A 26,010-nucleotide genomic window follows, 5' to 3' on the forward strand; every position below is an offset into this window, starting at 1 on the left:
GTGCGGGCGGGTTTCCCATTACAACCTTACTCGGAGGGATTTAGAGTGAGACCGACTTCCTTGAAGGCTTGCCTCATGGCGAGCACGCTCATCGGTGGCCTGGCTGTAGCCGCGCCGGCGATGGCACAAGAAGGCGCCGCTGATGATGACGTGGTCGTCATCACCGGTTCGCGCATTCAACGCACCGACACGGTGGCCCCGAGCCCGATCACTTCGGTTAACGAAGAGCTGTTCGAGCTGAACAACGTGGTCAACACCGAAGACCTGCTGAACACCCTGCCGCAGCTGATCCCGGCTTTCGATGCCACGTCGAACAACCCGGGCGACGGCACGGCGACGGTGTCGCTTCGCGGTCTCGGCACGTCCCGGACCCTGGTCCTGGTTGACGGCACCCGTTTCGTCGGCTCCGGCGCTGCCCAGGTCGTCGACCTGAACAACATCCCGGCCGCCATGGTCGAGCGCGTTGACGTCGTGACCGGCGGTGCATCGGCCGTTTACGGTTCGGACGCTGTTGCCGGTGTTGTGAACTTCATCCTGCGTGACGACTTCGAAGGTGTGGAAGTTTCCACCTCGCACGAATTCTCCATGGACGAAGGCGATGCGGCCATTTCCGACGTTTCCGTCACGCTGGGCGGCAACTTCGACAACGGTCGCGGTAACGCCGTGCTGTCCTTCGGCTACACCAATCGTGAAGCTGTCTTCCAGGCGTCGCGCGAATTCTCGGAAGTGGCCTACTGGTCGCCTGGCCCGGGTACCGACCCGTACATCCCGGGTGGTTCCTCGAGCATTCCGGAAACCTGGATTCGTCCGGCCGCCGGCAACTACTTCGACACGAACCCGGTCGATTCCAGCGGCGACCCGTACTTCCTGATGACCCAGCCGGGCGGCGCTATCGCCGAGCGTCAGGTGTATAACTACGCCCCGACCAACTACCTGCAGCTGCCGCAGGAACGTCACATGATCTCGGCTTTCGCCACCTATGAGATCAATGACAATATCGAGATGTATGCTCGCGGCATCTACGCGAACAACGTCGTCGACTCCCAGCTCGCCCCGACCCCGACGGGCACGCTGACCATCGACGTGAATCTCGACAACCCGCTGCTGTCGACCGAGCTGCGTGACCTGTTTGCCAACGATGCCAGCTCCAACAATGGCGACGGTACGGCGACGGTGCGTATCGCCCGCCGTATGCAGGAGATCAATACGCGTAACTCGCTGCGCGACACGAACACCTTCCAGGGCGTTCTTGGCTTCCGTGGCGACATCAACAACGATTGGTCCTACGACGTCTTCTACAACTACTCGCGTTCGGCGGTTTCGCAGATCCTGTCGGGCAATATCTCTGTTGCGGCCTTCCAGGAAGCTATCCTTTGCGATGGCGGCCCGACGGCAGTGGCAAGCGGTTGTACGGCTCCGGCTCTGGATATCTGGAACGGTGCCAACTCGGTGTCCGCAGAAGCGGCTGACTACATCGCCCGTACCGGCGCCCAGATCGACGTGATCGAAGCCACGCAGGCTGTGGCCTCCGTGTCCGGCGAGCTGTCGAACATGGCGTCTCCGATGGCGAACATTGCGCCGGCGCTCGTGCTCGGTGTCGAGTATCGTGAAAACTCCGCGTCGATCCGCCCTGACTCCGTGCTGGGTCCGGACGTTCGCGGCTTCAACCAGTCGCTGCCGATCGAAGGTTCGTTCGACGTCTACGAATTCTTCACCGAAGTCGACGTCCCGCTCATCACGGACCGTCCGGGCATCCAGAGCCTGAACTTCACCGGCGCCTTCCGGATGTCGGACTACTCGACGGTCGGTAACACCCAGACCTACGCCGCTGGCCTGGGCTGGGAACCGGTCGACAGCCTGCGTATCCGTACGCAGTACAACCGCGCTGTCCGTGCGCCGAACGTGGGTGACCTGTTCTCGCCGGCCACCAACGGCTTCCCGGGCGCGACGGATCCGTGCTCCGGCGGTCTGGGTTCCTTCGACAGTGACGTGATCGTTGCCAACTGTATCGCTTCGGGCGTTCCCGCAGCGTCGGTCGGTACGCCGTTCCAGTCGAACGCGCAGATCGAAGCCCTGTTTGGCGGTAATGCCAACGTTGACGAAGAAGTTGCCGACACCTTCACCATCGGTGCTGTGTGGCAGCCGAACTTCATCAGCGGCTTCACGATGCAAGTCGACTACTACAACATCGAAATCGAAGACGCGATTGCGACCCCGTCCCTGCAGAATCTGCTGGACGAGTGCTATCGCCAGGACATCCAGTCGGCTTGTGCCTTCTTCGCAGGCGCTCGTAACCCGAGCACCGGTGAAATGGCCAACCCGTACATGCCGGAACTGTTCTCTTCGAACCTCGCTGTGTTCGAAGCTGAAGGCGTCGACGTCCGCGTTGACTACATGTGGGATGCCGAGCAAATGGGCCTGTCGCCCGACCTCGGCTCCTTCTCGGTGAACTACTACTCGACCTTCACCATCGGCAATGGCTACCAGACGTCTGAAGTCGCTGGTTTCGTCGCCTGTGAAGGCCAGTTCTCCGGTCAGTGCGGCGAGCCGACCCCGGAATACAAGCACGTCGCTCAGGCGAGCTGGTACTGGGGCAACCTGACGACCTCTCTGCGTTGGCGCCACATTGGCGGTGTCGATATCGAGCCGTCCTACGCCGGTTTCGTTTCGGATCGCGAGCTGTCGATCGACTCCTACAACTACTTCGACGTGACCTTCGGTTACGACGTCAGCGAAACCGTCCGCGTCTCGCTGGGTCTGCAAAACGTGATGGACGAAGAGCCGCCGGTTCTGACCTCCACCTCGTCCGAGCAGGCCAACACCTATCCGGCCACCTACGATCCGTTCGGCCGTCGTCTGTTCCTGGGCGCCAACCTGCGCTTCTAGTCGACAGACTTGATACAAATCGGGAAGGGCGGGTCTTCGGACCCGCCCTTTTCCTTTTGGGGTTTAGCCCTGCGACCAGACGCAGTGCGGGAGTTGTCTTCGCGAAGTGCATCCCTAACATGCTCGTAATGTCGGGGGATTGCACTCTATCGAGCGAAGTGACTGCCTGGAGGCAGTTCTGGACCGGACGCAGGCGAGGCGACGAGCATCGCTATCGTGACCCCGGGGTTGCGGCAGTGCTTGAAGCGCATTGGTGCCAATACTTCTCCGACAGGATAGAAGAGGGCGGCGTCCCGTCCCTGCTCGACCTGGCGTGCGGCGAGGGCGAAGTCCTGCGTTTCGCCGATCAGGTGTTTGCACAGCGCTCAGAGGAGTCGCCAAAGGCGTTCTGCTGCGACATCGCTCCCGCGGCGGTAGGCATGGCTTCGGGCGCTCTCAACGCGCTGCCTGTTGCTGCCGACAGTGCGGCTTTGCCCTTTGCGGATGCCGCTGTCTTCTGCGCCGTCAGCCAATACGGGCTGGAATATGCAGGACAGGCGGCATTTTTCGAGGCTGCTCGCGTCATTGGTGAGGGTGGCAGGCTGCACGCGCTTGTTCATTGTCGTGGCGGTGTTGTCGAGAGGGCGTGCGGGGACGTGGCGGGGCTCCTGTCCGCCGTGATCGATAGCGGTCTTTTCGGGCGAATGGCCAACTATGCCGAGACCATTCCGCAAGCTGCTGCCGGAACCATACCGGATACCCGCGCGCGCGAATGCGTCGACCGTCTGCGCAGCGCGCTCAACGCCGTAGGTGAGGCTCTGGCGGTTGCCAGTCCGGGGCCCGCTCGCGAGCATGTCGCTCGCCTGGTGACGGATTGCCAGACTTTGGCGGCGCGACTGGGCCACTATGCTCCCGGCGACGTATCCACCTGGATAAAGGGCCAGAAATCGGACACGGAAGCGTTCCTGTATCGCATGAACTCGATGCTGGACGTCGCCCAGTCCGAAGACGACATGCGCGCTGTCATAGGGCGTCTGGAAGCGGCGGGCCTGACGGTGGAGGCCCTTTCCGTGCTGGAGGCTCCCGGGCAAAGCGGAGCGCTGGCATGGGTCGTCGATGCGCAGCGGGGCTCCGTGTCCTGAAGCCGGGTTGCGAATAAGCGCAGCAATATGCGTTTTAGCTGTTTTCTTATGGCGCTCTGCATTGTAGACAGCTGCGCTTCGGATGTGGCGGTGACTGGGTCGCCGTGCTACTCCGCGCGCGTGGTACAGGGGTGTAGCTCAGTTGGTAGAGCATCGGTCTCCAAAACCGAGGGTCGGGGGTTCGAGTCCCTCCGCCCCTGCCATGCCGCTCTGACGGAATTTTGCGCCGCATGACCGTGGCGCCGATTGCAAACAGGGCCCCGAGGGGCCAGATGGAAGCGAATGACGCGGAACGCGAATAACAAGACGCCGGCGCAGGCCAAGGCGGAAGCGGCGGCGCCGAAAAAGCGCCGGGCCGGCCCGTTCCAGTATCTGGCGCAGGTGCGTCAGGAGGCCCGCAAGGTGACCTGGACCGGGCGGCAGGAGTTGATCGTCTCGACGATCCTCGTGCTGATCCTTTCGGCCATTGCCATGCTGTTCTTCTGGGGCGTGGACTTCGCGATCCGCGAAACTGTCCAGTTCCTGCTGTCGCTCGGTTCGTAGGAGGAGGCTTGTATGTCTGCCAAGTGGTATATCGTGCACGCCTATTCGAACTTCGAGAAGAAGGTCGCCGAGGCGATCCGGACCGAAGCCGCGATCCAGGGGCTTGAAGACAAGTTCGAAGAGATTCTCGTCCCGACCGAGGACGTGGTCGAGGTCCGCAAGGGCCGCAAGGTGAATGCCGAGCGCAAGTATTTCCCGGGCTACGTCCTGGTGAAGATGGACATGACGGATCAGGCCTATCACCTGGTCACGTCGACGCCGAAGGTCACCGGCTTCCTCGGTTCCGGCAAGAAGCCGATTCCGGTTTCCGAGAACGAGGTGAAGCGGATCCTTGGCCAGATGGAAGAGGATGCAGAGCGTCCGCGTCCGACGGTCAATTACGAGATCGGTGAGACAGTGAATGTCATCGACGGTCACTTCGCCAGCTTCAACGGCGTCGTGGAAGAAGTCGACGACGAGAACGGCCGCCTCAAGGTGGCCATCAACATTTTCGGCCGGGCGACCCCGGTCGAGCTGGAATACGCGCAGGTCGAAAAGACCCAGTAGCGCGTGTGACGTGCGGGAGGTGCCGGCGCCAAGTCCATGCCGGGCCGTACCGCAAACCCCCGAGGACGCGATGGTCGCGTCCTGTTGATGGAGTGGAGACATGGCCAAGAAGATTGACGGCTATATCAAGCTGCAAGTGCCTGCCGGCGCTGCAAACCCGTCCCCGCCGATCGGCCCGGCCCTGGGTCAGCGCGGCGTGAACATCATGGAATTCTGCAAGGCCTTCAACGCGAAGACCCAGGAGATGGAAAAAGGGATGCCGATCCCGACGACCATCACGGTCTTCTCGGACAAGTCCTTTACCTTCGAGATCGCAACGCCGCCGGCGAGCTTCTATCTGAAGAAGGCCGCGAAGATCCAGAAGGGCAGCCAGGCCCCGGGCCAGACTTCGGCCGGTTCCGTCTCGATGGCGCAGTGCCGCGAGATCGCGGAAGCCAAGTTCAAGGACCTTAATGCGAACGACCTCGACCAGGCGACGAAGATCATCGCCGGCTCGGCCCGTTCCATGGGTTTGGAAGTGACGGAGTAGGGATCATGGCGACTATCGGAAAACGTCTCGCGTCTGCGCGTGAAACCATCGACCGCGATCACCTCTACACGGTCGATGAAGCGGTGAAGCACGTGAAGGCCAATGCCAAGGCAAAGTTCGACGAAACGATCGAGCTGGCCGTCAATCTGGGTGTCGACCCGCGTCACGCCGACCAGATGGTCCGCGGTGTCTGCGAACTGCCGAACGGCACGGGCCGTACGGTCCGCGTCGCGGTGTTCGCCAAGGGCCCGAAGGCCGAAGAAGCCAAGAAGGCCGGCGCCGACGTTGTGGGCGCCGAAGACCTGATGGAACAGGTCCAGGGCGGCAATATCAATTTCGACAAGGTCATCGCGACCCCGGACATGATGCCGCTCGTCGGCCGTCTCGGTAAGGTTCTCGGCCCGCGCGGCATGATGCCGAACCCGAAGGTCGGTACCGTCACCATGGACGTGACCAAGGCTGTTGCAGCGTCCAAGGGCGGTGCCGTGGAGTTCCGTGTCGAGAAGGCGGGCATCGTGCACGCCGGCGTCGGCAAGGCGAGCTTCACCGAAGCGCAGCTGGTCGAGAATGTTCGCGCCCTGATCGGCGCCATTGTCAAGTCGAAGCCGTCGGGCGCCAAAGGCACCTATATCCGCCGGATCGCGCTGTCCTCGACCATGGGGCCGGGCGTGAAAATCGACACGTCGGAAGCCTCTGCGGCCTAATTCGACGTAAAAGACACTTGAGTTTCAGCCCGGCAGGCTTTATCCGGCCGGGCTGATCCGGTTCTTCACCACGCGTTGTGGGTGAAGACCGGACCTGTCCGAGATCGCAGGGGGCGGGGCCTTTTCAAGGTTCTGCCTTAATCCAGTTCGGGCCCTGTGTGAGACAGAGCATGAACAATATGGCCTTGTTCGTAAGGTCTGTTGGTTCAAGCCCTGGGACAGGACGCGCCGTGGGCGCGCCCGAACCCTTGAAACGGGGAAGGCGCCCGACGGCGTTTTCACCGGACCGTCCGTGGTGGACGGTTCAAACAGGGAGTCCGCTAAATGGATCGCAATCAAAAAGAAGCGTCCGTTGAAGAGCTGGAAGGCATCTTCTCGAACGCTGGATCCGTGGTGATGGCCCACTATACGGGCATGACCGTTGCGGAAATGACGAATCTGCGTGCCAAGCTCCGCGAGCTCGGCGGCACATTCAAGGTGGTTCGCAACCGCCTCGCCAAGATCGCTCTGCAAGGCAAGCCGGGTGAAGGCGCCTCCGACCTGTTCTCGGGTCCGGTCGCCATCGCGTACTCGGAAGACTTTGTTGCAGCGCCGAAGGTGCTGGTGGACTACGCGAAATCCAACGACAAGCTCGTCATTCTCGGCGGCTTCATGGAAGAGGAAGTGTTCGACGCCAAAGGCATCGACGCCCTGTCCAAGATGCCGTCCCGCGAAGAGCTTATCGCCACCATCGCGGCCCGTCTCACGGGTCAGGCTTCGCAGGTTGCCCAGCGTATCATGGCCCCGGGCCAGGGTCTGGCTGGCGCCATCGAGGTCATCCGCGAAAAAGCCGAAGCGTAACGTCATTCTCCGCTAACGAACTGACACACTGAACACGACAAGGAATTGAACAAATGGCTGATGTAGCTAAACTCTGCGAAGAACTTCTCTCGCTCACCATCCTTGAAGCCAAGGAACTGAACGATCTCCTCGAAGAAAAAGGCATCAAGGCTGCGGCTGCTGTCGCGGTTGCCGGTCCGGCCGGCGGCGACGCCGGTGGTGCGGCTGTCGAAGAGAAGGACGAATTCGACGTTATCCTGGCTTCGGCTGGCGACAAGAAGATCAACGTCATCAAGGAAGTCCGTGCCATCACCGGCCTGGGTCTGAAGGAAGCCAAGGACCTGGTCGAAGGCGCTCCGAAGGCGGTCAAGGAAGGTGCTCCGAAGGCCGAAGCCGAAGAGATCAAGAAGAAGCTCGAGGAAGCCGGCGCTACGGTCGAGCTGAAATAATCACGCTCCGGCGTGACCTGAACGGTGCTGCGGGCGCGCGGGGTAACCTGCGCGTCCGCTAGCCCGTCTTTGCGTTTCGCGGTCCCTCCGCTGCCGTTCCAGGCGGGGCCGTCAAGAACGGGAACGGTCCGATCTGCCAGACGGGCAGGCCGGACCGGACCGAAAGGAGCGGCCGGGCGGGGACGAACCCCGCATCTATGGCGCAGTGCTGTCTGCGAAGGGAGCCGACATGGGTCTGTCGTTCACCGGCAAGAAGCGGATTCGCAAGACGTTCGGTCGCATTCCGGAAACGGTCGCGATGCCGAACCTCATCGAAGTTCAGAAAAGCTCCTATGAGCACTTCCTGATGAAGGAAGTCCCGTCAAGCGAGCGGGGCGATACGGGTATGCAGGCCGTCTTCAAGTCGGTCTTCCCCGTCAAGGATTTCGCTGAGCGTGCTGTGCTGGACTTCGTGTCCTACGAATTCGAAGCGCCGAAGTTCGACGTCGAGGAATGCCAGCAGCGTGACATGACCTTCGCGGCACCGCTGAAGGTGAAGATGCGTCTGATCGTGTTCGATGTCGACGAGGAAACCGGCGCGCGTTCGGTCAAGGACATCAAGGAGCAGGACGTCTATATGGGTGATATCCCGCTCATGACGGACAAGGGCACCTTCGTCGTCAACGGCACCGAGCGGGTCATCGTTTCCCAGATGCACCGTTCGCCGGGCGTCTTCTTCGACCATGACCGGGGCAAGACCCATGCCTCGGGCAAATACCTGTTTGCCGCGCGGATCATTCCCTATCGCGGCTCCTGGCTCGACTTCGAGTTCGACGCCAAGGACGTGGTCCACATGCGCCTCGACCGCCGCCGCAAGCTGCCGGCGACGACGCTGCTCTATGCGCTGGGCCTGGACAAGGAAGAGATCCTCTCGACCTTCTACAACACGGTCGAGTACAAGTTCGCCAAGAAGGGCTGGACCGTTCCTTACGTGAAGGAACGCTGGCGCGGCGCCAAGCCGGTGCGCGACCTGGTCGACGCCAAGACGGGCGACATCGTCGCTCCGGCCGGCAAGAAGATTTCCGCGCGCGCGGCCAACAAGCTGGCCGAGGACGGTCTGGAAGCCCTGCTGGTTTCCGACGAGTTCCTGCTGTCCGGCTATCTGGCCGAGGACATGGTCAATCTGGAAACCGGCGAGATCTTCGCGGAAGCCGGCGACGAGCTGACTCAGGAAATTCTCGACACGCTGAAGGAAACAGGCGTCAAGGTTCTCAACCTGCTCGACATCGACCCGGCTACGGGTATCGGTCCCTACATCCGGACCACGCTGGCGGTCGACAAGAATGAAAGCCGCGAGCAGGCGCTGGTCGATATCTACCGCGTCATGCGTCCGGGCGAGCCGCCGACGCCGGAAACGGCCGAAGCCATGTTCCAGGGTCTGTTCTTCGATCCGGAGCGCTACGACCTGTCGGCCGTGGGCCGCGTGAAGATGAACATGCGTCTGGACCTGGATTGTCCGGACGATGTCCGCACGCTGCGCAAGGAAGACATCCTGGCCGTTCTGAAGACCCTCGTGGATCTGCGCGACGGCCGCGGCGAAATCGACGACATCGACAATCTCGGCAACCGCCGTGTGCGTTCGGTCGGCGAGCTGATGGAAAATCAGTATCGCATCGGCCTTCTGCGCATGGAGCGTGCGATCAAGGAGCGCATGTCCTCGGTCGATATCGAGACGGTCATGCCGCATGACCTGGTCAACGCCAAGCCCGCCGCGGCCGCGGTGCGCGAATTCTTCGGCTCCTCGCAGCTGTCGCAATTCATGGACCAGACCAACCCGCTGTCCGAAGTGACGCACAAGCGCCGTCTCTCGGCGCTTGGCCCGGGAGGTCTGACCCGTGAGCGTGCCGGCTTCGAAGTCCGCGACGTGCACCCGACCCACTATGGCCGGATCTGCCCGATCGAGACGCCGGAAGGTCCGAATATCGGCCTGATCAACTCGCTGTCGACCTATGCCCGCGTCAACAAGTACGGCTTCATCGAGAGCCCGTACCGCCGGGTCGAGAACGGCAAGCTGACCGACACGGTCGACTATCTCTCCGCCATGCAGGAGTCGCGCTACGCAATCGCCCAGGCGAATGCACACGTGAACGAGAATGGCGAGTTGGACAACGAGTTCGTGAACTGCCGCATCGGCGGTGAAGTGACGCTCGTTCCGCGTGAGGACGTGGAATATATCGACGTGTCGCCGAAGCAGGTGGTTTCGGTCGCTGCGGCGCTGATTCCCTTCCTGGAAAACGACGACGCCAACCGCGCCCTCATGGGCTCGAACATGCAGCGTCAGGCCGTGCCGCTCGTGAAGGCGGAAGCCCCGCTGGTCGGCACCGGCATGGAAGGCGTCGTGGCCCGCGACTCCGGGGCTGCCATTGCGGCGCGCCGGGGCGGTGTGATCGAGCAGGTCGATGCGACCCGTATCGTTATCCGGGCCACGGAAGATCTCGATGCCGCCAAGTCGGGCGTCGACATCTACCGCCTGTCCAAGTTCCAGCGTTCCAACCAGTCCACCTGTATCAACCAGCGCCCGATCGTGCGTGTGGGTGACGAGGTGAGGGCCGGTGACATCATCGCCGACGGTCCGTCGACCGATCTGGGCGAGCTCGCGCTCGGCCGGAACGTGGTCGTCGCCTTCATGCCCTGGAACGGCTACAACTTCGAGGACTCGATCCTGATCTCCGAGCGCATCGTGCGCGACGACGTCTTCACCTCGATCCACCTCGAAGAGTTCGAGATCGCGGCCCGCGACACCAAGCTGGGTCCGGAGGAAATCACGCGCGACATCCCGAATGTCGGCGAGGAAGCCCTGCGCAATCTCGACGAGGCCGGTATCGTGGCGGTGGGCGCCGAGGTCGGTCCGGGCGATATCCTGGTCGGCAAGGTGACGCCGAAGGGCGAAAGCCCGATGACGCCGGAAGAAAAGCTTCTGCGCGCCATCTTCGGCGAGAAGGCGTCCGACGTTCGCGACACCTCGCTGCGCATGCCGTCCGGTGCCACCGGTACGGTCGTGGAAGTCCGTGTGTTCAACCGCCACGGTGTCGACAAGGACGAACGCGCCATCTCGATCGAGCGTGAGGAAATCGAACGTCTCGGCAAGGACCGCGACGACGAGCTGCACATTCTCGAGCGCAACATCTACCAGCGTCTGGGCGATCTCCTGCTCGGCAAGACGGCGGTCTCCGGTCCGCGCGGCTTCGCCAAGGGCAAGGTGACCCAGGAAGCCCTCGACGAGACCCCGCGTTCGCAGTGGTGGCGCATCGGTCTCGATGACGAGAAGGCGATGGGCGAAGTCGAAGCGCTGCAAAAGCAGTACGACGACAGCAAGGCCCGCCTGGACCGCCGCTTCGAGGACAAGGTCGACAAGCTGCAGCGGGGCGACGAAATGCCGCCGGGCGTGATGAAGATGGTCAAGGTGTTCGTTGCGGTGAAGCGCAAGCTTCAGCCGGGCGACAAGATGGCCGGCCGTCACGGCAACAAGGGTGTTATCTCCAAGATCAACCCGATCGAGGACATGCCCTTCCTGGAAAACGGTGAAGCCGTCGACATCGTGCTGAACCCGCTGGGCGTGCCGTCGCGCATGAATGTCGGCCAGATCCTGGAGACCCACCTTGGTTGGGCCTGCCGTGGTCTGGGCCGCCAGATCGGCGAAGCGTACGAAGCCTATCAGCGCGACGGTTCGGTCGAAGCGCTGAAGTCCGAGCTGAAGCGTGTCTACGGCGACGACGAGCTGCCGGAAACGGATGCCGACATCGCCGAGCTGGGCCGCAACCTGGCCAATGGCGTGCCGATCGCGACTCCGGTCTTCGACGGTGCCCGCGAGCCGGACGTGTCCGCCATGCTGGAGAAGGCCGGTTTCGATCCGTCGGGTCAGGTCACCCTGTATGACGGCCAGACCGGTGAGCCCTTCCGCCGAAAGGTTACGGTGGGTGTGAAGCACCTGCTGAAACTGCACCACCTGGTGGACGACAAGATCCACGCCCGCTCGATCGGCCCGTACTCGCTCGTGACCCAGCAGCCGCTGGGCGGCAAGGCGCAGTTCGGCGGTCAGCGCTTCGGTGAGATGGAAGTGTGGGCCCTGGAAGCCTATGGTGCGGCATACACGCTGCAGGAAATGCTGACGGTGAAGTCGGACGACGTGGCCGGCCGGACGAAGGTCTATGAGGCCATCGTGCGCGGCGACGACACCTTCGAAGCCGGCGTTCCGGAGAGCTTCAATGTGCTCGTGAAGGAAATGCGTTCCCTCGGCCTCAATGTCGAACTGAAAAACGGCTAAGGCCGAACCTTATATCGCGGGACAGGCCTGGCCCTGTCCCGCTTGCCCCTTTTGGGAGACGGCGACATGAATCACGACGTCATGAACATCTTCAATCCGGCTGCCGAAGGCCCGTCCTTCGACCGGATCCGGATTGCCCTCGCGAGCCCGGAAAAGATCCTTTCCTGGTCTTTCGGCGAGGTCAAAAAGCCCGAAACCATCAACTACCGGACCTTCAAGCCGGAGCGCGACGGCCTGTTCTGCGCCCGCATTTTCGGCCCGGTGAAGGACTATGAGTGCCTGTGCGGCAAGTACAAGCGCATCAAGTACAAGGGCATCGTCTGCGAGAAGTGCGGCGTTGAAGTGACCCTGGCCCGCGTCCGTCGCGAGCGCATGGGCCACATCGAGCTCGCTGCACCGGTCGCCCACATCTGGTTCCTCAAGTCGCTGCCGTCGCGGATCGCGATGATCCTCGACATGGCGCTGAAGGATGTGGAGCGCGTGCTCTACTTCGAGAACTATGTCGTTATCGAACCCGGCCTGACCCCGCTGCAGCCGTTCCAGCTTCTCTCTGAAGAAGAGTATATGGATGCGCAGGACGAGTATGGCGAAGACGCCTTCACCGCCGGCATCGGCGCTGAAGCCGTCCGCGAAATCCTGATTGCCATGGACCTCGAGGCGGAAGCCGCGAAGGTCCGTGAGGACATGAAGGAGACCGGCTCGGAACTGAAGCTGAAGAAGTATGCCAAGCGCCTCAAGCTGCTTGAAAACTTCATCTCGTCCGGCAATCGGCCGGAATGGATGATCATGACGGTCATTCCGGTGATTCCGCCGGAACTGCGTCCGCTCGTGCCGCTGGATGGCGGCCGTTTCGCGACGTCGGACCTGAACGATCTCTACCGCCGCGTCATCAACCGGAACAATCGCCTGAAGCGCCTCATCGAGCTGCGTGCACCGGACATCATCATCCGTAACGAAAAGCGGATGCTGCAGGAATCGGTCGACGCCCTGTTCGACAATGGCCGCCGCGGCCGCGTCATCACGGGTGCCAACAAGCGTCCGCTGAAATCGCTGTCCGACATGCTGAAGGGCAAGCAGGGCCGTTTCCGCCAGAACCTGCTCGGCAAGCGCGTCGACTATTCCGGCCGTTCGGTCATCGTGGTCGGTCCGGACCTCAAGCTGCACGAGTGCGGCCTGCCGAAGAAGATGGCGCTCGAACTGTTCAAGCCCTTCATCTATGCGCGTCTCGACGCCAAGGGGCTTTCCGGTACGGTCAAGCAATCCAAGAAGCTGGTCGAGAAAGAGCGTCCGGAAGTCTGGGACGTGCTCGACGAGGTGATCCGCGAGCACCCGGTCATGCTGAACCGGGCGCCGACGCTGCACCGTCTGGGAATCCAGGCCTTTGAGCCGAAGCTGATCGAGGGCAAGGCCATCCAGCTGCACCCGCTGGTCTGCGCGGCCTTCAACGCCGACTTCGACGGTGACCAGATGGCCGTTCACGTGCCGCTCTCGCTGGAAGCCCAGCTGGAAGCGCGCACGCTGATGATGTCGACCAACAACATCCTCTCGCCTGCCAACGGCAAGCCGATCATCGTACCGTCCCAGGATATCGTTCTGGGCCTGTACTATCTGTCGGTCATGAATGCGAACGAGCCGGGCGAGGGCATGGCCTTCGGGTCCCGCGCGGAAATGGAAGCCGCGCTGGAAAGCGGTGTCGTCTCGCTCCACGCCAAGATCAAGGCGCGCTGGGAAGGCATCGACGAGAACGGTGAGCCGATCACGAAGGTGATCGAATGCACGCCGGGCCGGAAGATGATCATCGACCTCTTGCCCAAGCACGCCAAGATGCAGCCGGAAATCGTCGGCGAACTGCTGACGAAGAAGGCGATCGGCGGCCTGATCGACCACGTCTATCGCCACTGCGGCCAGAAGGCGACGGTGATCTTCTGCGACCAGATCATGGGTCTGGGTTTCAAGGAAGCGGCGAAGGCCGGCATCTCCTTCGGCAAGGACGACATGCTGATCCCGGATGCCAAGGCGGACCTGGTGGGCGCCACCCGTGCGCTCGTCGCCGACTATGAGCAGCAATATGTCGACGGCCTGATCACCAAGGGTGAGAAGTACAACAAGGTCGTCGATGCCTGGGCGAAGTGCACGGACAACGTGGCCGACGCCATGATGGACGAGATCTCCAAGACCACGATCGGCGAAGACGGCCGGGTCTCCGAGGTCAACTCGGTCTACATGATGGCCCACTCCGGCGCCCGGGGTTCGAAGAACCAGATGAAGCAGCTGGCCGGCATGCGCGGCCTGATGGCCAAGCCGTCCGGCGAGATCATCGAGACGCCGATCATCTCGAACTTCAAGGAAGGCCTGACCGTTCTCGAGTACTTCAACTCGACGCACGGTGCCCGTAAGGGCCTGGCCGACACCGCGCTCAAGACGGCGAACTCGGGTTACCTGACCCGCCGTCTCGTCGACGTTGCCCAGGACTGCATCATCACCGAAGAAGACTGCGGCACGTCCGAAGGCTTCGAGATCGGCGCCGTCGTTGATGGCGGTGATGTGGTGGTCTCCCTGGAGCAGCGCATCCTGGGCCGCACGACCGCTGCCGAGGTGAAGAATGGCGAGGGCGAAGTGATCTGCCCGGCCGACACCTATATCGACGAAGACCTTGCTGCGGCGATCGAGGCTGCCGGCGTCCAGAGCGTGTTCGCGCGCTCGCCGCTGACCTGCGAAACCCGCGTCGGCGTCTGCGCCACCTGCTACGGCCGTGACCTGGCGCGCGGTACGCGCGTCAATATCGGCGAGGCGGTCGGCGTTATCGCGGCCCAGTCGATCGGCGAACCGGGGACCCAGCTGACGATGCGGACCTTCCACATCGGCGGTACGGCCCAGGTGTCCGAGCAGTCCTTCATCGAAGCTGCGCATGAAGGCAAGATCACCTTCAAGAACCCGTCCACGGTGACCAATGCCGATGGCGATCTGATCGTGATGAGCCGCAACATGCAGGTGGCGATTGTCGACAAGGACGGCAAGGAACGCGAAAGCTACAAGCTGGGCTACGGCACCAAGCTGAAGGTCAAGGAGGGCGACAAGTCGGAACGCGGCATGCGTCTGGCCGAATGGGACCCGTATACCGCTCCGATCGTGTCGGAAGTCGGCGGCACGGTGAAGTTCGTCGACATCATCGACGGCGTATCCGTTAAGGAAGAGACCGACGAAGCGACGGGTATCGCCTCCAAGGTGGTGATCGACTGGCGCGGCGGGGCCAAGGCCTCGGCGATCCAGCCGACCATCGTCATCCAGGACGAGAACGGCGATCCCATCAAGCTCGCGTCCGGTTCCACCGCCAGCTACATGCTCGCCGTGGGCGCCATTCTCTCGGTCAGCTCCGGTGATACGGTGCGTCCGGGTGATATCGTTGCCCGTATCCCGACCGAAGGCGCCAAGACCCGGGACATTACCGGTGGTCTGCCGCGCGTTGCCGAGCTGTTCGAGGCCCGCCGTCCGAAAGACCACGCCGTGATCGCCGAGATCACCGGCCGCGTCGAGTTCGGCCGCGACTACAAGAACAAGCGCCGCATCGCCATCGTGCCGGATGACGAGAACATGGAGAAGGTCGAGTACCTGGTGCCCAAGGGCAAGCACCTGACGGTCCAGGAAGGCGACTATATCCAGAAAGGCGAATATCTGCTCGACGGTCACCCGGCGCCGCACGACATTCTGGCGATCCTCGGCGTGCCGTCCCTGGCCAACTACCTGATCAACGAGATCCAGGAAGTGTATCGACTGCAGGGTGTGCCGATCAACGACAAGCATATCGAAGTGATCGTTCGCCAGATGCTGCAGAAGATCGAGGTCAAGGATCCGGGCGAGAGCAGCTTCCTGGCAGCCGAACAGGTCGACAAGATCGAGTTCCTGGAGACCAATGAGAAGCTCGAAGCCGAGGGCAAGCGCCCGGCAACAGGCGAGCCGGTCCTGCTGGGTATCACCAAGGCTTCCCTGCAGACGCGCTCCTTCATCTCTGCGGCCTCCTTCCAGGAGACCACACGCGTCCTCACCGAGGCCGCCGTGCAGGGCAAGGAAGACATGCTCGAGGGCCTCAAGGAGAACGTCATCGTGGGCCGACTCATCCCGGCCGGTACCGGCGCGATGATGCGTCAGTACCAGGCGCTGGCCGACGATCTCGATGCCGAGATGCTCGCCGAGCGGGCGACAGCCGTGGAAGCGGAAGGTCTGCCGGCGGAAATCGCCGAGGCAGCTGCCGAAGAAATGGCGTCCGAAGGCAAGGCCGACTAGGCGTTTCGGGCCCGAAAGCCCAATCTAAACAGGCAAAAGGCCGCCGGGTGACCGGCGGCCTTTTTCATGATTGCAGCGTTTACCGTGCAAGCCTCTGAAAATGTCTGAACAAGCGCTTGACGGAACCGAGTCGCATGCGTAGTTTCCGCGCTCGTTTTGAGGATGAGCCGTAACCCAAGCGGTTAGACGTCATCCACGGTAACGGAAAAACCCCAGATGCCGCCGTGCGGGCCTCGCGCTCGAACGTCGGTGTCGTCATTTGCGTCCATCAGTTCCATTCCGGTGCTGAGGGGCGTGGTCTTTGAGATTAGGAACGGATTAGAGCGGGATGCCGACAATCAACCAGCTCATTCGCAAGCCGCGGAAAGACAAGCCGAAGCGCAACAAGGTGCCGGCCCTTCAGGCTTGCCCGCAGCGCCGTGGCGTCTGCACGCGTGTCTACACCACGACCCCGAAGAAGCCGAACTCGGCCCTGCGTAAAGTCGCCAAAGTGCGTCTGACGAACGGGCACGAAGTTGTGAGCTACATTCCGGGTGAGGGGCACAATCTTCAGGAACACTCCGTCGTTCTTATCCGCGGTGGCCGCGTGAAGGACCTTCCGGGTGTCCGCTATCACATTCTTCGCGGCGTTCTGGATACCCAGGGCGTCAAGGACCGCAAGCAACGCCGTTCCAAGTACGGCGCCAAGCGTCCTAAGTAAGGGAGACGTCCATGTCGCGTCGTCACCGCGCAGAGAAACGCGAAATCCATCCGGACCCGAAGTTCGGAGATCGCGATCTCACGAAGTTCATGAATTACATCATGCTCGACGGCAAGAAGTCGGTCGCCGAGCGTATCGTCTATGGCGCCCTCGATATCGTCGAGGACAAGCTGAAGCGCGAGCCGATCCGTGTCTTCCACGACGCCATGGACAATGTGGCTCCGGAGGTCGAGGTCCGTTCCCGCCGTGTCGGTGGTGCGACCTACCAGGTTCCGGTCGAGGTCCGCGCCGACCGCAAGAAGGCTCTTGCGATCCGCTGGCTGACCGGCGCTGCGCGCGGCCGCAACGAGAACACGATGCGTGAGCGTCTCGCAGCCGAGCTGATGGATGCTGCCGCCAATCGCGGTACCGCCGTCAAGAAGCGCGAAGACACGCACCGGATGGCGGAAGCCAACCGTGCCTTCTCGCACTACCGCTGGTAACGATCCACAGGCACTGACCCGTACCAAGGACCCTTTGAAATGGCCCGCGACTACAAAATCGAGGACTACCGCAACTTCGGCATCATGGCGCACATCGATGCCGGCAAGACGACGACGACCGAGCGGATCCTCTATTACACCGGCAAGTCCCACAAGATTGGTGAAGTGCACGATGGTGCCGCCACCATGGACTGGATGGAGCAGGAGCAGGAGCGTGGCATCACGATCACCTCGGCTGCGACGACCTGTTTCTGGAAGGACAAGCGCCTGAACATCATCGACACGCCCGGACACGTCGACTTCACGATCGAAGTCGAGCGTTCGCTGCGCGTGCTCGACGGTGCCGTGTGCTGTCTGGACGCCAATGCCGGCGTCGAGCCGCAGACCGAAACGGTCTGGCGTCAGGCCGACAAGTATGAAGTGCCGCGCATGGTGTTCATCAACAAGATGGACAAGCTGGGCGCCGACTTCTACCGCTGTGTCGAGATGATCGAGGAGCGTCTGGGCTCCACGCCGCTGTGCACGCAGCTGCCGATCGGCTCGGAAAGCGATTTCGAAGGCGTCATCGACCTCATCAAGATGAAGGAACTAGTGTGGCACGGTGAAAACCTTGGCGCCACCTGGGACGAGCGCGAAATCCGCGCCGAGCTTGCCGACAAGGCTGCCGAGTACCGCGAAAAGCTGGTCGAGGCTGCTGTCGAGCAGGACGAAGCCGCGATGGAAGCCTATCTGGAAGGCGAAGAGCCGACTGAAGAGCAGCTCAAGGCGCTGATCCGCAAGGGCTGTATCGCTCTGGCCTTCAACCCGGTCCTGTGCGGCACGGCGTTCAAGAACAAGGGTGTCCAGCCGCTGCTCGACGCCGTTGTCGATTACCTGCCGAGCCCGATCGATATCGCGGCCATCAAGGGCATCGACGTCAAGTCGGGCGAGCCCACCAAGCGCAAGGCCTCGGACTCCGAGCCGGTGTCGCTGCTGGCCTTCAAGATCATGAACGACCCGTTCGTCGGCTCGCTGACCTTCGCGCGCATCTATTCCGGTCACCTCGAGACGGGCGTGTCCCTGCTCAACACGGTGAAGGAAAAGAAAGAGCGTATCGGCCGTATGCTGCTGATGCACTCGAACTCGCGCGAAGACATCAAGGAAGCCTTCGCCGGCGACATCGTCGCCATTGCGGGCCTCAAGGACACCACGACGGGCGACACGCTCTGCGATCCGTCCAGCCCGGTCATCCTGGAGCGTATGGAATTCCCGGATCCGGTGATCGAGCTCGCGATCGAGCCGAAATCGAAGGGTGACCAGGAAAAGCTCGGCATCGCGCTGCAGCGTCTGGCCGCCGAGGATCCGTCCTTCCGCATGAAGACCGACGAAGAGTCCGGTCAGACCATCATCGCGGGCATGGGCGAGCTTCACCTCGACATCCTGGTCGATCGCATGAAGCGCGAATTCAAGGTCGAAGCGAATATCGGTGCGCCGCAGGTGGCCTACCGTGAATCGCTCGGTCAGGCCGGTACGGTCGATTACACGCACAAGAAGCAGTCCGGCGGTTCCGGTCAGTTTGCCCGCGTGAAGATCGAATTCGAGCCGGGCGAGCCGGGTTCGGGCTTCGTCTTCGAATCCAAGATCGTCGGCGGTTCGGTGCCGAAGGAATACATTCCGGGCGTCGAGAAGGGCCTGAATTCGGTGATGGAAAACGGTCTGCTGGCCGGCTTCCCGGTCATCGACGTCAAGGCGACCCTGATCGACGGTGCCTATCACGACGTGGACTCCAGCGTCCTGGCCTTCGAAATCGCCGGCCGTGCGGCCTTCCGTGAAGCGAAGCACCACTGCGCGCCGAAGCTGCTCGAGCCGATCATGAAGGTCGAGGTCGTGACGCCGGACGAGTACACCGGTTCGGTGATCGGTGACCTGAACTCCCGCCGCGGCCAGATCGCCGGGCAGGAAATGCGCGGCAACGCCACCGTCGTGAATGCGATGGTGCCGCTGGCGAACATGTTCGGTTACGTCAACAACCTGCGTTCGGCCACTCAGGGCCGGGCCCAGTTCACCATGCAATTCGACCACTACGAGCCTGTGCCGAAGGCGGTCGAACAAGAAGTCATTGCCAAGTCCGCCTAAGGCGAACCTCTGGTCACTGTAGAAACGAATACGAGATTTCGGAGCGAGATCGATGGCGAAGGAAAAGTTTGAGCGCACTAAGCCGCACGCGAACATTGGCACGATTGGTCACGTTGACCACGGCAAGACGACGCTGACGGCAGCGATCACGATGGTGCTGGCCGAGCAGGGCGGCGGCACGGCGAAGAAGTATGACGAGATTGACGCTGCGCCGGAAGAGAAGGCGCGCGGCATCACGATCTCGACGGCCCACGTCGAGTACGAGACGGCGAACCGTCACTATGCGCACGTGGATTGCCCGGGTCACGCCGACTATGTGAAGAACATGATCACGGGTGCAGCGCAGATGGACGGCGCGATCCTGGTTGTGAACGCGGCCGACGGCCCGATGCCGCAGACGCGCGAGCACATTCTTCTGGCGCGCCAGGTTGGCGTTCCGGCTCTGGTTGTGTTCCTGAACAAGGTTGACCAGGTCGACGACGAGGAGCTCCTGGAGCTGGTGGAGATGGAAGTTCGCGAACTTCTGTCGTCCTACGACTTCCCGGGCGACGATATTCCGATCGTTGCGGGTTCGGCTCTGGCGGCTGTTGAAGGCCGTGACGAGAACATCGGCAAGGAGAAGATCCTCGAGCTGATGGCGGCTGTGGACGAATACATCCCGACGCCGGACCGTCCGATTGACCAGCCCTTCCTGATGCCGATCGAGGACGTGTTCTCGATCTCGGGCCGGGGTACGGTTGTGACGGGGCGTGTCGAGCGCGGTGTTGTGAAGGTCGGCGAGGAAATCGAGATCGTCGGCATCCGTGACACGCAGAAGACGACGTGCACGGGCGTGGAGATGTTCCGCAAGCTGCTGGACCAGGGCCAGGCCGGCGACAATGTCGGCGTTCTGCTGCGCGGTATCGACCGTGAAGGCGTTGAGCGCGGTCAGGTTCTGTGCAAGCCGGGTTCGATCAAGCCGCACTCGAAGTTCGTGGCCGAAGCCTACATCCTGACGAAGGAAGAGGGTGGCCGTCACACGCCGTTCTTCACGAACTACCGTCCGCAATTCTACTTCCGCACGACCGACGTGACCGGCGTCGTGACGCTGAAGGAAGGCACCGAGATGGTGATGCCGGGCGACAATGTGGAAATGAATGTCGAGCTGATCACGCCGATCGCCATGGAAGAGAAGCTGCGCTTCGCTATCCGTGAAGGCGGCCGTACCGTCGGCGCAGGCGTCGTCTCCAAGATCGTCGAGTAACAAGAAATCCGGGCAGGGCGGTGCCGTGTGTGCCGCCCCGCTCATTGCTCTTTTTGAAAGTTTAGAAACGGGATCGGTTTGATGGAACGTCAAAACATCCGCATTCGCCTGAAGGCGTTCGATCACCGGGTTCTGGATAACTCCACCCGGGAGATTGTCTCCACCGCCAAGCGCACCGGCGCGAACGTTCGCGGCCCGATTCCGCTGCCGACGCGCATAGAGAAGTTCACGGTGTTGCGCTCGCCGCACATCGACAAGAAGTCGCGCGAACAGTTCGAAATCCGGACTCACAAGCGCCTTCTCGACATTGTTGACCCCACCCCGCAGACAGTTGACGCGCTGATGAAGCTCGACCTGTCGGCCGGCGTGGACGTCGAGATCAAGCTGGGAGCGTAGGGTTATGCGCCAGGAAGATCGTAGAACCGGCGTGATCGCCCGCAAGCTGGGCATGACGCGTATTTTCGCCGATGACGGCGTGCACGTGCCTTGCACCGTGCTGCAGCTGGATGGCGTCCAGGTCGTGTCTCACAAGACCGCTGACCGTGACGGCTATGTCGCTCTGCAGCTGGGTGCCGGCGAAGCCAAGGCCAAGCGGACGCCGAAGGCGCTGCGCGGTCACTTCGCCAAGGCCAATGTGGCTCCGAAGCGCAAGCTGGTCGAGTTCCGCGTTGCCGAGGACGCCCTGATCGAAGTCGGCGCCGAGCTGACGGCCGATCACTTTGTTCCGGGCCAGAAGGTCGACGTTGCCGGCATTTCGATCGGTAAGGGTTTTGCCGGTGCCATGAAGCGGCACAATTTCGGCGGCCTGCGCGCCTCGCACGGCGTGTCGATCTCGCACCGCTCCCATGGTTCCACCGGCCAGTGCCAGGACCCGGGCAAGGTGTTCAAGGGCAAGAAGATGGCCGGTCACATGGGTGCGACCCGCGTGACCACGCAGAATATCGAAGTTGTCCGCGTCGATGCGGATCGCGGCCTCATCCTGGTCAAGGGTGCGGTGCCGGGATCGGCCGGCGGCTGGGTCGAGCTGCGCGATGCCATCAAGGGCTATGGCGACATGGAACTCCCGCTGCCGGGCAAGTTCCGGACGCTGGACGAAATGAACGCGCCGGCTGCTGAAGCAGCGCCGGCTGTCGAGAACGACGCTGCGCCGGCGGAAGCCGAAGCGGCAGCGACGGACACGGCCGCCGAAGGTGAAGAAGGAACGCAAGCATGAAGATCGAGGTAAAAACCCTCGCGGCGAAGGACGCCGGTGCTATCGATCTCGACGATGCCGTCTTCGGCATCGAAGAGGTGCGCTCCGACCTCCTGCAGCGCGTTGTGAAGTGGCAGCTGGCTGCACGCCAGCAGGGCACGCACAAGACGCTCGGCCGCTCGGAAATCGCTCGCACGAAGAAGAAGTTCGGCCGGCAGAAGGGCGGTGGCGGTGCACGTCACGGCGCCCGTTCGGCTCCGATCTTCGTCGGCGGCGGCAAGGCACACGGCCCGCGGGTTCGCTCGCACGCTCACGACCTTCCCAAGAAGGTCCGTGCGCTGGGTCTGCGTCACGCCCTGTCCTCCAAGGCCGGTTCCAAGGCGCTCATCATCCTGGATGATGCCGTCCTGACCGAGCCGAAGACGAAGGACCTGCGCGCTTCGCTCGAAGGCCTGGGCATTTCGAACGCACTGTTCATCTCCGGTGAGCAGGTCGACGAGAACTTCGCCAAGGCGGCTCGCAACCTGCCGCTCATCGACGTGCTGCCCGCTCAGGGCCTGAACGTCTATGACGTGCTGCGTCGCGACACCCTGGTGCTGACGAAGGCCGCCGTGGAGAAGATCCACGAACGCCTGAGCGCGAAGGAGGCTTAAGATGACGGCTGCTGCGCGCCATTACGATACGATCCTGGGACCGGTGATCACGGAAAAGTCCACCCTGCTGTCGGAAGACGGCAAGGTTGTCTTCTTCGTCCCGCTGAGCGCCAACAAGAAGGAGATCGCGGAAGCGGTCGAACAACTCTTCAAGGTGAAGGTGACAGCGGTGAACACGATCAAGGTTCACGGCAAGACCAAGCGTTTCCGTGGCATTCACGGCAAGCGCAATGACCAGAAGAAAGCGGTCGTGACTCTCGCAGAGGGTCACTCGATCGACGTGACGACGGGTCTGTAAGATGGCTTTGAAAACATTCAAACCGACTTCTCCGGGCCGCCGCGCCCTCGTGCTCGTGGATCGCTCCGCGCTGCACAAGGGCCGTCCGGAAAAGACGCTGGTTGAAGGCCTCACCAAAAAGGGTGGCCGCAACAATACCGGTCGCATCACGGCCCGCCGTCGTGGCGGTGGCGCGAAGCGCCTGTACCGTGTGATCGATTTCAAGCGCCGCAAGTGGGACGTTCCCGCGACCGTCGAGCGTCTGGAATACGATCCGAACCGGACGGCTTTCATCGCCCTCATCCAGTATGAGGACGGCGAGAAGGCATACATCCTGGCGCCGCAGCGCCTGTCGGAAGGCGATGTTGTCATCGCATCCGCCAAGTGCGACGTGAAGCCGGGCAATGCCATGCCGCTGAAGGCTGTGCCGGTCGGTACGATCCTGCACAATGTCGAGATGAAGCCGGAGAAGGGTGGTCAGATCGCCCGTTCCGCCGGTGCGTATGTCCAGCTCGTCGGCCGTGATGCCGGCTATGCCCAGATCCGCCTGTCTTCCGGCGAGCTGCGCATGGTTCCGGACAGCTGCATGGCGACGGTCGGTGCGGTGTCGAACCCGGACCACCTGAACATCAATCTCGGCAAGGCCGGCCGCAATCGCCACCTGGGTCGTCGCCCGTCCGTTCGCGGCGTGGTGATGAACCCGGTCGACCACCCGCACGGCGGTGGTGAAGGCCGGACCTCGGGCGGCCGTCACCCGGTGACCCCGTGGGGCAAGCCGACCAAGGGTGCGAAGACGCGCAAGAACAAGTCTACGGACAAGTTCATCATCCGCTCGCGCCACGAGCGCAAGAAGCGATAGGGAGCCGACGATGCCTCGTTCTGTCTGGAAAGGTCCGTTCGTCGACGGCTATCTGCTGAAAAAAGCGGAAAAGTCGCACGAGGGCGGCCGCAAGCAAGCGATCAAGACCTGGTCGCGCCGTTCTACCATCATGCCGCAATTCGTGGGTCTGACCTTCCAGGTCCACAACGGCAACAAGTTCGTGCCGGTGCTCGTGACCGAAGACATGGTCGGCCACAAGCTCGGCGAATTCGCTCCGTCCCGGACCTATTACGGTCACGCGGCGGACAAGAAAGCGAAGCGGAGATAAGCGATGGGACAGTCTGCCAATCCCCGTCGCGTCGCTGACAACGAAGCGCGCGCCAAGCTGCGGATGATCCGCACCAGCCCGCAGAAGCTCAACCTGGTTGCCGCGATGATCCGCGGCAAGAAGGTCGAGCGTGCGCTGGCGGATCTCGAGTTTTCGCGCAAGCGCATCGCCAAGGAGGTTCGCAAGACCCTCGAGTCCGCGATTGCCAATGCCGAGAACAATCACGGTCTCGACATCGACAGCCTTGTCGTGTCGGAAGCCTATGTCGGCAAGAACCTGGTCATGAAGCGGTACAAGGCGCGCGCCCGCGGTCGCGGCGCGAAGATCCTGAAGCCGTTTTCCGAGCTCACCATCGTGGTGCGCGAAGTCGAGGAGGCCGCCTGATGGGTCAGAAAATCAATCCGATCGGTCTGCGCCTCGGCGTCAACCGCACCTGGGAATCCCGCTGGTACGCCGGCGCGGGCGAGTACGCCAAGCTGCTTCATGAGGATCTGAAGATCCGCAAGATGCTGAAGGCGCGCCTGAAGAATGCCAGCGTGTCGAAGATCGTGATCGAGCGCCCGCACAAGAAGTGCCGCGTCACCATTCACACGGCCCGTCCGGGTGTGGTGATCGGCAAGAAGGGTTCGGACATCGAGACGCTCCGCAAGGAGCTGTCGAAGATGGTCGACGGCGAGGTTTTCCTGAACCTGGTCGAAGTGCGCAAGCCCGAGATCGACGCCAATCTGGTGGCCGAGTCCATCGCCCAGCAGCTCGAGCGCCGCGTGGCTTTCCGCCGTGCGATGAAGCGTTCGATGCAGTCGGCGATGCGCATGGGTGCCAAAGGCTGCAAGATCGTCTGCGGCGGCCGTCTCGGCGGCGCCGAGATTGCGCGCTCCGAGCAGTACCAGGAAGGCTCTGTGCCGCTCCACACGCTGCGCGCCGACATCGACTACGGAACCGCCGAAGCCAAGACCGCGATGGGCATCATCGGCATCAAGGTCTGGATCTACAAAGGCGAGATCATGGATCACGACCCGATGGCCCAGGAGCGTCGTCTCCAGGAGTCGGGTGAGCAACGTGCCCGTTCGGGCCGTCAAGCCGCGTAAGGATATCAGCCATGCTGCAACCGAAACGCACAAAATTCCGCAAGGCGCACAAAGGCCGCATCAAGGGTGCTGCGAAGGGTGGCTATACGCTGAACTTCGGCTCCTACGGCCTCAAGGCGCTGCAGCCGGAACGCGTCACCGCACGCCAGATCGAAGCCACGCGCCGGGCCATCACCCGTCACATGAAGCGTGCCGGTCGCGTGTGGATCCGCATCTTCCCGGATGTGCCGGTTTCCAAGAAGCCGACCGAAGTCCGGATGGGTAAAGGTAAAGGCTCGCCCGAATTCTGGGCGTGCAAGGTCAAGCCTGGCCGCATCATGTTCGAGATCGACGGTGTTCCGGAGAGCGTCGCACGTGAGGCCCTGGCACTCGGCGCCGCGAAGCTGCCGATCAAGACCAAGATCGTCGCCCGGTTGGGCGAGTAGGAGATCGGGCAATGAGCGATAAAGAACTCAAGGCCGTCGACGTTCGCGCCATGACGGACGACCAGCTCCAGGACGAACTCCTGAAGCGCAAGAAAGAGCAATTCAACCTGCGTTTCCAGCAGGCCGCCGGCCAGCTGGAAAACACCGCTCGCTACGGCAAGGTGCGCCGCGACATCGCGCGCATCCAGACCGTTCAGAGCGAGCGCAAGTCGCAGCAAGAGCAAGGGAGCTAAGCGATGCCTAAGCGTATCCTGCAAGGCGTCGTGGTGAGTGACAAAGGTGCCAAGACCGTGGTCGTGCGTGTGGAACGGACCTTCCTCCACCCGCTGCTCCGCAAGACGGTTCGTCGCACCAAGCGTTATCACGCGCATGACGAAGCCAATGCGTTCAAAGTGGGTGACCAGGTCCAGATCCAGGAATGTGCACCCAAGTCGAAACTGAAGCGGTGGGAGGTTGTCCCGGCGCAGGCGTAAGCCCGCAGGCCGAGACCCTTTCCTAAGGAGGAT

Annotated in this window: 25 protein-coding genes and 1 tRNA gene; all 26 read left to right on the plus strand. The window is 62.3% G+C overall.

The features are described 5' to 3' along the window. The first annotated feature begins 75 nt into the window (after positions 1–75). The gene (locus PKE71_RS02080) at positions 76–2,886 is read left to right on the plus strand and encodes a TonB-dependent receptor plug domain-containing protein (protein ID WP_271185295.1); all 2,811 of its coding nucleotides are present in this window, start codon (positions 76–78) and stop codon (positions 2,884–2,886) included. A 236-nt stretch (positions 2,887–3,122) separates the two neighbouring features. Further along, the gene (locus PKE71_RS02085; RefSeq protein ID WP_271185296.1) at positions 3,123–4,007 is read left to right on the plus strand and encodes a class I SAM-dependent methyltransferase; all 885 of its coding nucleotides are present in this window, start codon (positions 3,123–3,125) and stop codon (positions 4,005–4,007) included. 127 nt (positions 4,008–4,134) lie between these two features. Continuing rightward, positions 4,135–4,210, plus strand: a tRNA-Trp gene (locus PKE71_RS02090). Positions 4,211–4,289: 79 nt separating this feature from the next. Beyond that, on the plus strand, positions 4,290–4,550 hold the full coding sequence (secE, locus tag PKE71_RS02095) for a preprotein translocase subunit SecE (RefSeq protein ID WP_271185297.1): 261 nt from the start codon (positions 4,290–4,292) through the stop codon (positions 4,548–4,550). Between the two features lie 12 nt (positions 4,551–4,562). After that, positions 4,563–5,096 (plus strand): transcription termination/antitermination protein NusG, encoded by a 534-nt coding sequence (nusG, locus tag PKE71_RS02100; RefSeq protein ID WP_271185298.1) that lies wholly within the window; start codon positions 4,563–4,565, stop codon positions 5,094–5,096. 100 nt (positions 5,097–5,196) lie between these two features. Next, positions 5,197–5,625 (plus strand): 50S ribosomal protein L11, encoded by a 429-nt coding sequence (rplK, locus tag PKE71_RS02105; RefSeq protein ID WP_271185299.1) that lies wholly within the window; start codon positions 5,197–5,199, stop codon positions 5,623–5,625. A 5-nt stretch (positions 5,626–5,630) separates the two neighbouring features. Beyond that, entirely contained in the window at positions 5,631–6,329 is a 699-nt protein-coding gene (gene rplA, locus PKE71_RS02110; RefSeq protein ID WP_271185300.1) for a 50S ribosomal protein L1, read from the plus strand. 324 nt (positions 6,330–6,653) lie between these two features. Continuing rightward, positions 6,654–7,169: a 50S ribosomal protein L10 gene (gene rplJ, locus PKE71_RS02115; RefSeq protein WP_271185301.1), complete on the plus strand. Its 516-nt coding sequence runs from the start codon at positions 6,654–6,656 to the stop codon at positions 7,167–7,169. 53 nt (positions 7,170–7,222) lie between these two features. Further along, complete coding sequence (gene rplL / locus PKE71_RS02120; protein ID WP_271185302.1) at positions 7,223–7,597, plus strand: 50S ribosomal protein L7/L12; 375 nt, start codon at positions 7,223–7,225, stop codon at positions 7,595–7,597. A 229-nt stretch (positions 7,598–7,826) separates the two neighbouring features. After that, positions 7,827–11,900 (plus strand): DNA-directed RNA polymerase subunit beta, encoded by a 4,074-nt coding sequence (gene rpoB, locus PKE71_RS02125; RefSeq protein WP_271185303.1) that lies wholly within the window; start codon positions 7,827–7,829, stop codon positions 11,898–11,900. 66 nt (positions 11,901–11,966) lie between these two features. After that, the gene (gene rpoC / locus PKE71_RS02130; protein ID WP_271185304.1) at positions 11,967–16,181 is read left to right on the plus strand and encodes a DNA-directed RNA polymerase subunit beta'; all 4,215 of its coding nucleotides are present in this window, start codon (positions 11,967–11,969) and stop codon (positions 16,179–16,181) included. Positions 16,182–16,509: 328 nt separating this feature from the next. Continuing rightward, a complete protein-coding gene (gene rpsL, locus PKE71_RS02135; protein ID WP_011643738.1) occupies positions 16,510–16,881 on the plus strand; it encodes a 30S ribosomal protein S12 in 372 nt (123 codons plus the stop codon). Positions 16,882–16,892: 11 nt separating this feature from the next. Continuing rightward, entirely contained in the window at positions 16,893–17,363 is a 471-nt protein-coding gene (gene rpsG, locus PKE71_RS02140) for a 30S ribosomal protein S7 (protein ID WP_271185305.1), read from the plus strand. A gap of 39 nt (positions 17,364–17,402) precedes the next feature. Beyond that, a complete protein-coding gene (gene fusA, locus PKE71_RS02145) occupies positions 17,403–19,478 on the plus strand; it encodes an elongation factor G (RefSeq protein ID WP_271185306.1) in 2,076 nt (691 codons plus the stop codon). Positions 19,479–19,530: 52 nt separating this feature from the next. Beyond that, the gene (tuf, locus tag PKE71_RS02150; protein ID WP_271185291.1) at positions 19,531–20,721 is read left to right on the plus strand and encodes an elongation factor Tu; all 1,191 of its coding nucleotides are present in this window, start codon (positions 19,531–19,533) and stop codon (positions 20,719–20,721) included. Positions 20,722–20,802: 81 nt separating this feature from the next. After that, a complete protein-coding gene (gene rpsJ / locus PKE71_RS02155) occupies positions 20,803–21,117 on the plus strand; it encodes a 30S ribosomal protein S10 (protein WP_011643734.1) in 315 nt (104 codons plus the stop codon). Between the two features lie 4 nt (positions 21,118–21,121). After that, a complete protein-coding gene (rplC, locus tag PKE71_RS02160) occupies positions 21,122–21,934 on the plus strand; it encodes a 50S ribosomal protein L3 (protein ID WP_348506349.1) in 813 nt (270 codons plus the stop codon). Next, entirely contained in the window at positions 21,931–22,566 is a 636-nt protein-coding gene (gene rplD / locus PKE71_RS02165) for a 50S ribosomal protein L4 (RefSeq protein ID WP_271185307.1), read from the plus strand. The genes rplC and rplD overlap by 4 nt, the downstream gene beginning before the upstream one ends. A 1-nt stretch (position 22,567) precedes the next feature. Next, positions 22,568–22,864: a 50S ribosomal protein L23 gene (locus PKE71_RS02170; RefSeq protein ID WP_271185308.1), complete on the plus strand. Its 297-nt coding sequence runs from the start codon at positions 22,568–22,570 to the stop codon at positions 22,862–22,864. A 1-nt stretch (position 22,865) separates the two neighbouring features. Continuing rightward, complete coding sequence (rplB, locus tag PKE71_RS02175; RefSeq protein WP_271185309.1) at positions 22,866–23,702, plus strand: 50S ribosomal protein L2; 837 nt, start codon at positions 22,866–22,868, stop codon at positions 23,700–23,702. Positions 23,703–23,712: 10 nt separating this feature from the next. Continuing rightward, positions 23,713–23,991, plus strand: a complete 279-nt coding sequence (gene rpsS, locus PKE71_RS02180) for a 30S ribosomal protein S19 (RefSeq protein ID WP_271185310.1) — start codon at positions 23,713–23,715, stop codon at positions 23,989–23,991. 3 nt (positions 23,992–23,994) lie between these two features. After that, positions 23,995–24,375 (plus strand): 50S ribosomal protein L22, encoded by a 381-nt coding sequence (gene rplV / locus PKE71_RS02185; RefSeq protein ID WP_271185311.1) that lies wholly within the window; start codon positions 23,995–23,997, stop codon positions 24,373–24,375. Continuing rightward, positions 24,375–25,079 (plus strand): 30S ribosomal protein S3, encoded by a 705-nt coding sequence (rpsC, locus tag PKE71_RS02190; protein WP_271185312.1) that lies wholly within the window; start codon positions 24,375–24,377, stop codon positions 25,077–25,079. Before rplV ends, rpsC begins: the two co-directional genes overlap by 1 nt. 11 nt (positions 25,080–25,090) lie before the next feature. Beyond that, positions 25,091–25,504 (plus strand): 50S ribosomal protein L16, encoded by a 414-nt coding sequence (gene rplP, locus PKE71_RS02195; protein ID WP_271185313.1) that lies wholly within the window; start codon positions 25,091–25,093, stop codon positions 25,502–25,504. Positions 25,505–25,515: 11 nt separating this feature from the next. Then, entirely contained in the window at positions 25,516–25,737 is a 222-nt protein-coding gene (gene rpmC / locus PKE71_RS02200; protein WP_271185314.1) for a 50S ribosomal protein L29, read from the plus strand. Between the two features lie 3 nt (positions 25,738–25,740). After that, complete coding sequence (gene rpsQ, locus PKE71_RS02205; RefSeq protein ID WP_271185315.1) at positions 25,741–25,977, plus strand: 30S ribosomal protein S17; 237 nt, start codon at positions 25,741–25,743, stop codon at positions 25,975–25,977. Positions 25,978–26,010 lie beyond the last annotated feature (33 nt).

It is taken from the genome of Maricaulis virginensis (genome assembly GCF_027922185.1).
Taxonomy (GTDB): Bacteria; Pseudomonadota; Alphaproteobacteria; order Caulobacterales; family Maricaulaceae; genus Maricaulis; species Maricaulis virginensis.

What these genes read in the sequence shown, in the direction of transcription:
- rplJ (WP_271185301.1), top strand. Translation starts at nt 6,654, where the DNA reads ATGGATCGCAATCAAAAAGAAGCGTCCGTTGAAGAGCTGGAAGGCATC.
- rplP (WP_271185313.1), top strand. Translation starts at nt 25,091, where the DNA reads ATGCTGCAACCGAAACGCACAAAATTCCGCAAGGCGCACAAAGGCCGC.
- rpmC (WP_271185314.1), top strand. Translation starts at nt 25,516, where the DNA reads ATGAGCGATAAAGAACTCAAGGCCGTCGACGTTCGCGCCATGACGGAC.
- rplC (WP_348506349.1), top strand. Translation starts at nt 21,122, where the DNA reads ATGCGCCAGGAAGATCGTAGAACCGGCGTGATCGCCCGCAAGCTGGGC.
- rplV (WP_271185311.1), top strand. Translation starts at nt 23,995, where the DNA reads ATGGGACAGTCTGCCAATCCCCGTCGCGTCGCTGACAACGAAGCGCGC.
- rpsC (WP_271185312.1), top strand. Translation starts at nt 24,375, where the DNA reads ATGGGTCAGAAAATCAATCCGATCGGTCTGCGCCTCGGCGTCAACCGC.
- rpsG (WP_271185305.1), top strand. Translation starts at nt 16,893, where the DNA reads ATGTCGCGTCGTCACCGCGCAGAGAAACGCGAAATCCATCCGGACCCG.
- rpsL (WP_011643738.1), top strand. Translation starts at nt 16,510, where the DNA reads ATGCCGACAATCAACCAGCTCATTCGCAAGCCGCGGAAAGACAAGCCG.
- secE (WP_271185297.1), top strand. Translation starts at nt 4,290, where the DNA reads ATGACGCGGAACGCGAATAACAAGACGCCGGCGCAGGCCAAGGCGGAA.
- nusG (WP_271185298.1), top strand. Translation starts at nt 4,563, where the DNA reads ATGTCTGCCAAGTGGTATATCGTGCACGCCTATTCGAACTTCGAGAAG.
- rpsQ (WP_271185315.1), top strand. Translation starts at nt 25,741, where the DNA reads ATGCCTAAGCGTATCCTGCAAGGCGTCGTGGTGAGTGACAAAGGTGCC.
- rplB (WP_271185309.1), top strand. Translation starts at nt 22,866, where the DNA reads ATGGCTTTGAAAACATTCAAACCGACTTCTCCGGGCCGCCGCGCCCTC.
- rpoC (WP_271185304.1), top strand. Translation starts at nt 11,967, where the DNA reads ATGAATCACGACGTCATGAACATCTTCAATCCGGCTGCCGAAGGCCCG.
- rplA (WP_271185300.1), top strand. Translation starts at nt 5,631, where the DNA reads ATGGCGACTATCGGAAAACGTCTCGCGTCTGCGCGTGAAACCATCGAC.
- rplK (WP_271185299.1), top strand. Translation starts at nt 5,197, where the DNA reads ATGGCCAAGAAGATTGACGGCTATATCAAGCTGCAAGTGCCTGCCGGC.
- rpsJ (WP_011643734.1), top strand. Translation starts at nt 20,803, where the DNA reads ATGGAACGTCAAAACATCCGCATTCGCCTGAAGGCGTTCGATCACCGG.
- PKE71_RS02170 (WP_271185308.1), top strand. Translation starts at nt 22,568, where the DNA reads ATGACGGCTGCTGCGCGCCATTACGATACGATCCTGGGACCGGTGATC.
- fusA (WP_271185306.1), top strand. Translation starts at nt 17,403, where the DNA reads ATGGCCCGCGACTACAAAATCGAGGACTACCGCAACTTCGGCATCATG.
- PKE71_RS02080 (WP_271185295.1), top strand. Translation starts at nt 76, where the DNA reads ATGGCGAGCACGCTCATCGGTGGCCTGGCTGTAGCCGCGCCGGCGATG.
- rplD (WP_271185307.1), top strand. Translation starts at nt 21,931, where the DNA reads ATGAAGATCGAGGTAAAAACCCTCGCGGCGAAGGACGCCGGTGCTATC.
- tuf (WP_271185291.1), top strand. Translation starts at nt 19,531, where the DNA reads ATGGCGAAGGAAAAGTTTGAGCGCACTAAGCCGCACGCGAACATTGGC.
- rpoB (WP_271185303.1), top strand. Translation starts at nt 7,827, where the DNA reads ATGGGTCTGTCGTTCACCGGCAAGAAGCGGATTCGCAAGACGTTCGGT.
- rplL (WP_271185302.1), top strand. Translation starts at nt 7,223, where the DNA reads ATGGCTGATGTAGCTAAACTCTGCGAAGAACTTCTCTCGCTCACCATC.
- rpsS (WP_271185310.1), top strand. Translation starts at nt 23,713, where the DNA reads ATGCCTCGTTCTGTCTGGAAAGGTCCGTTCGTCGACGGCTATCTGCTG.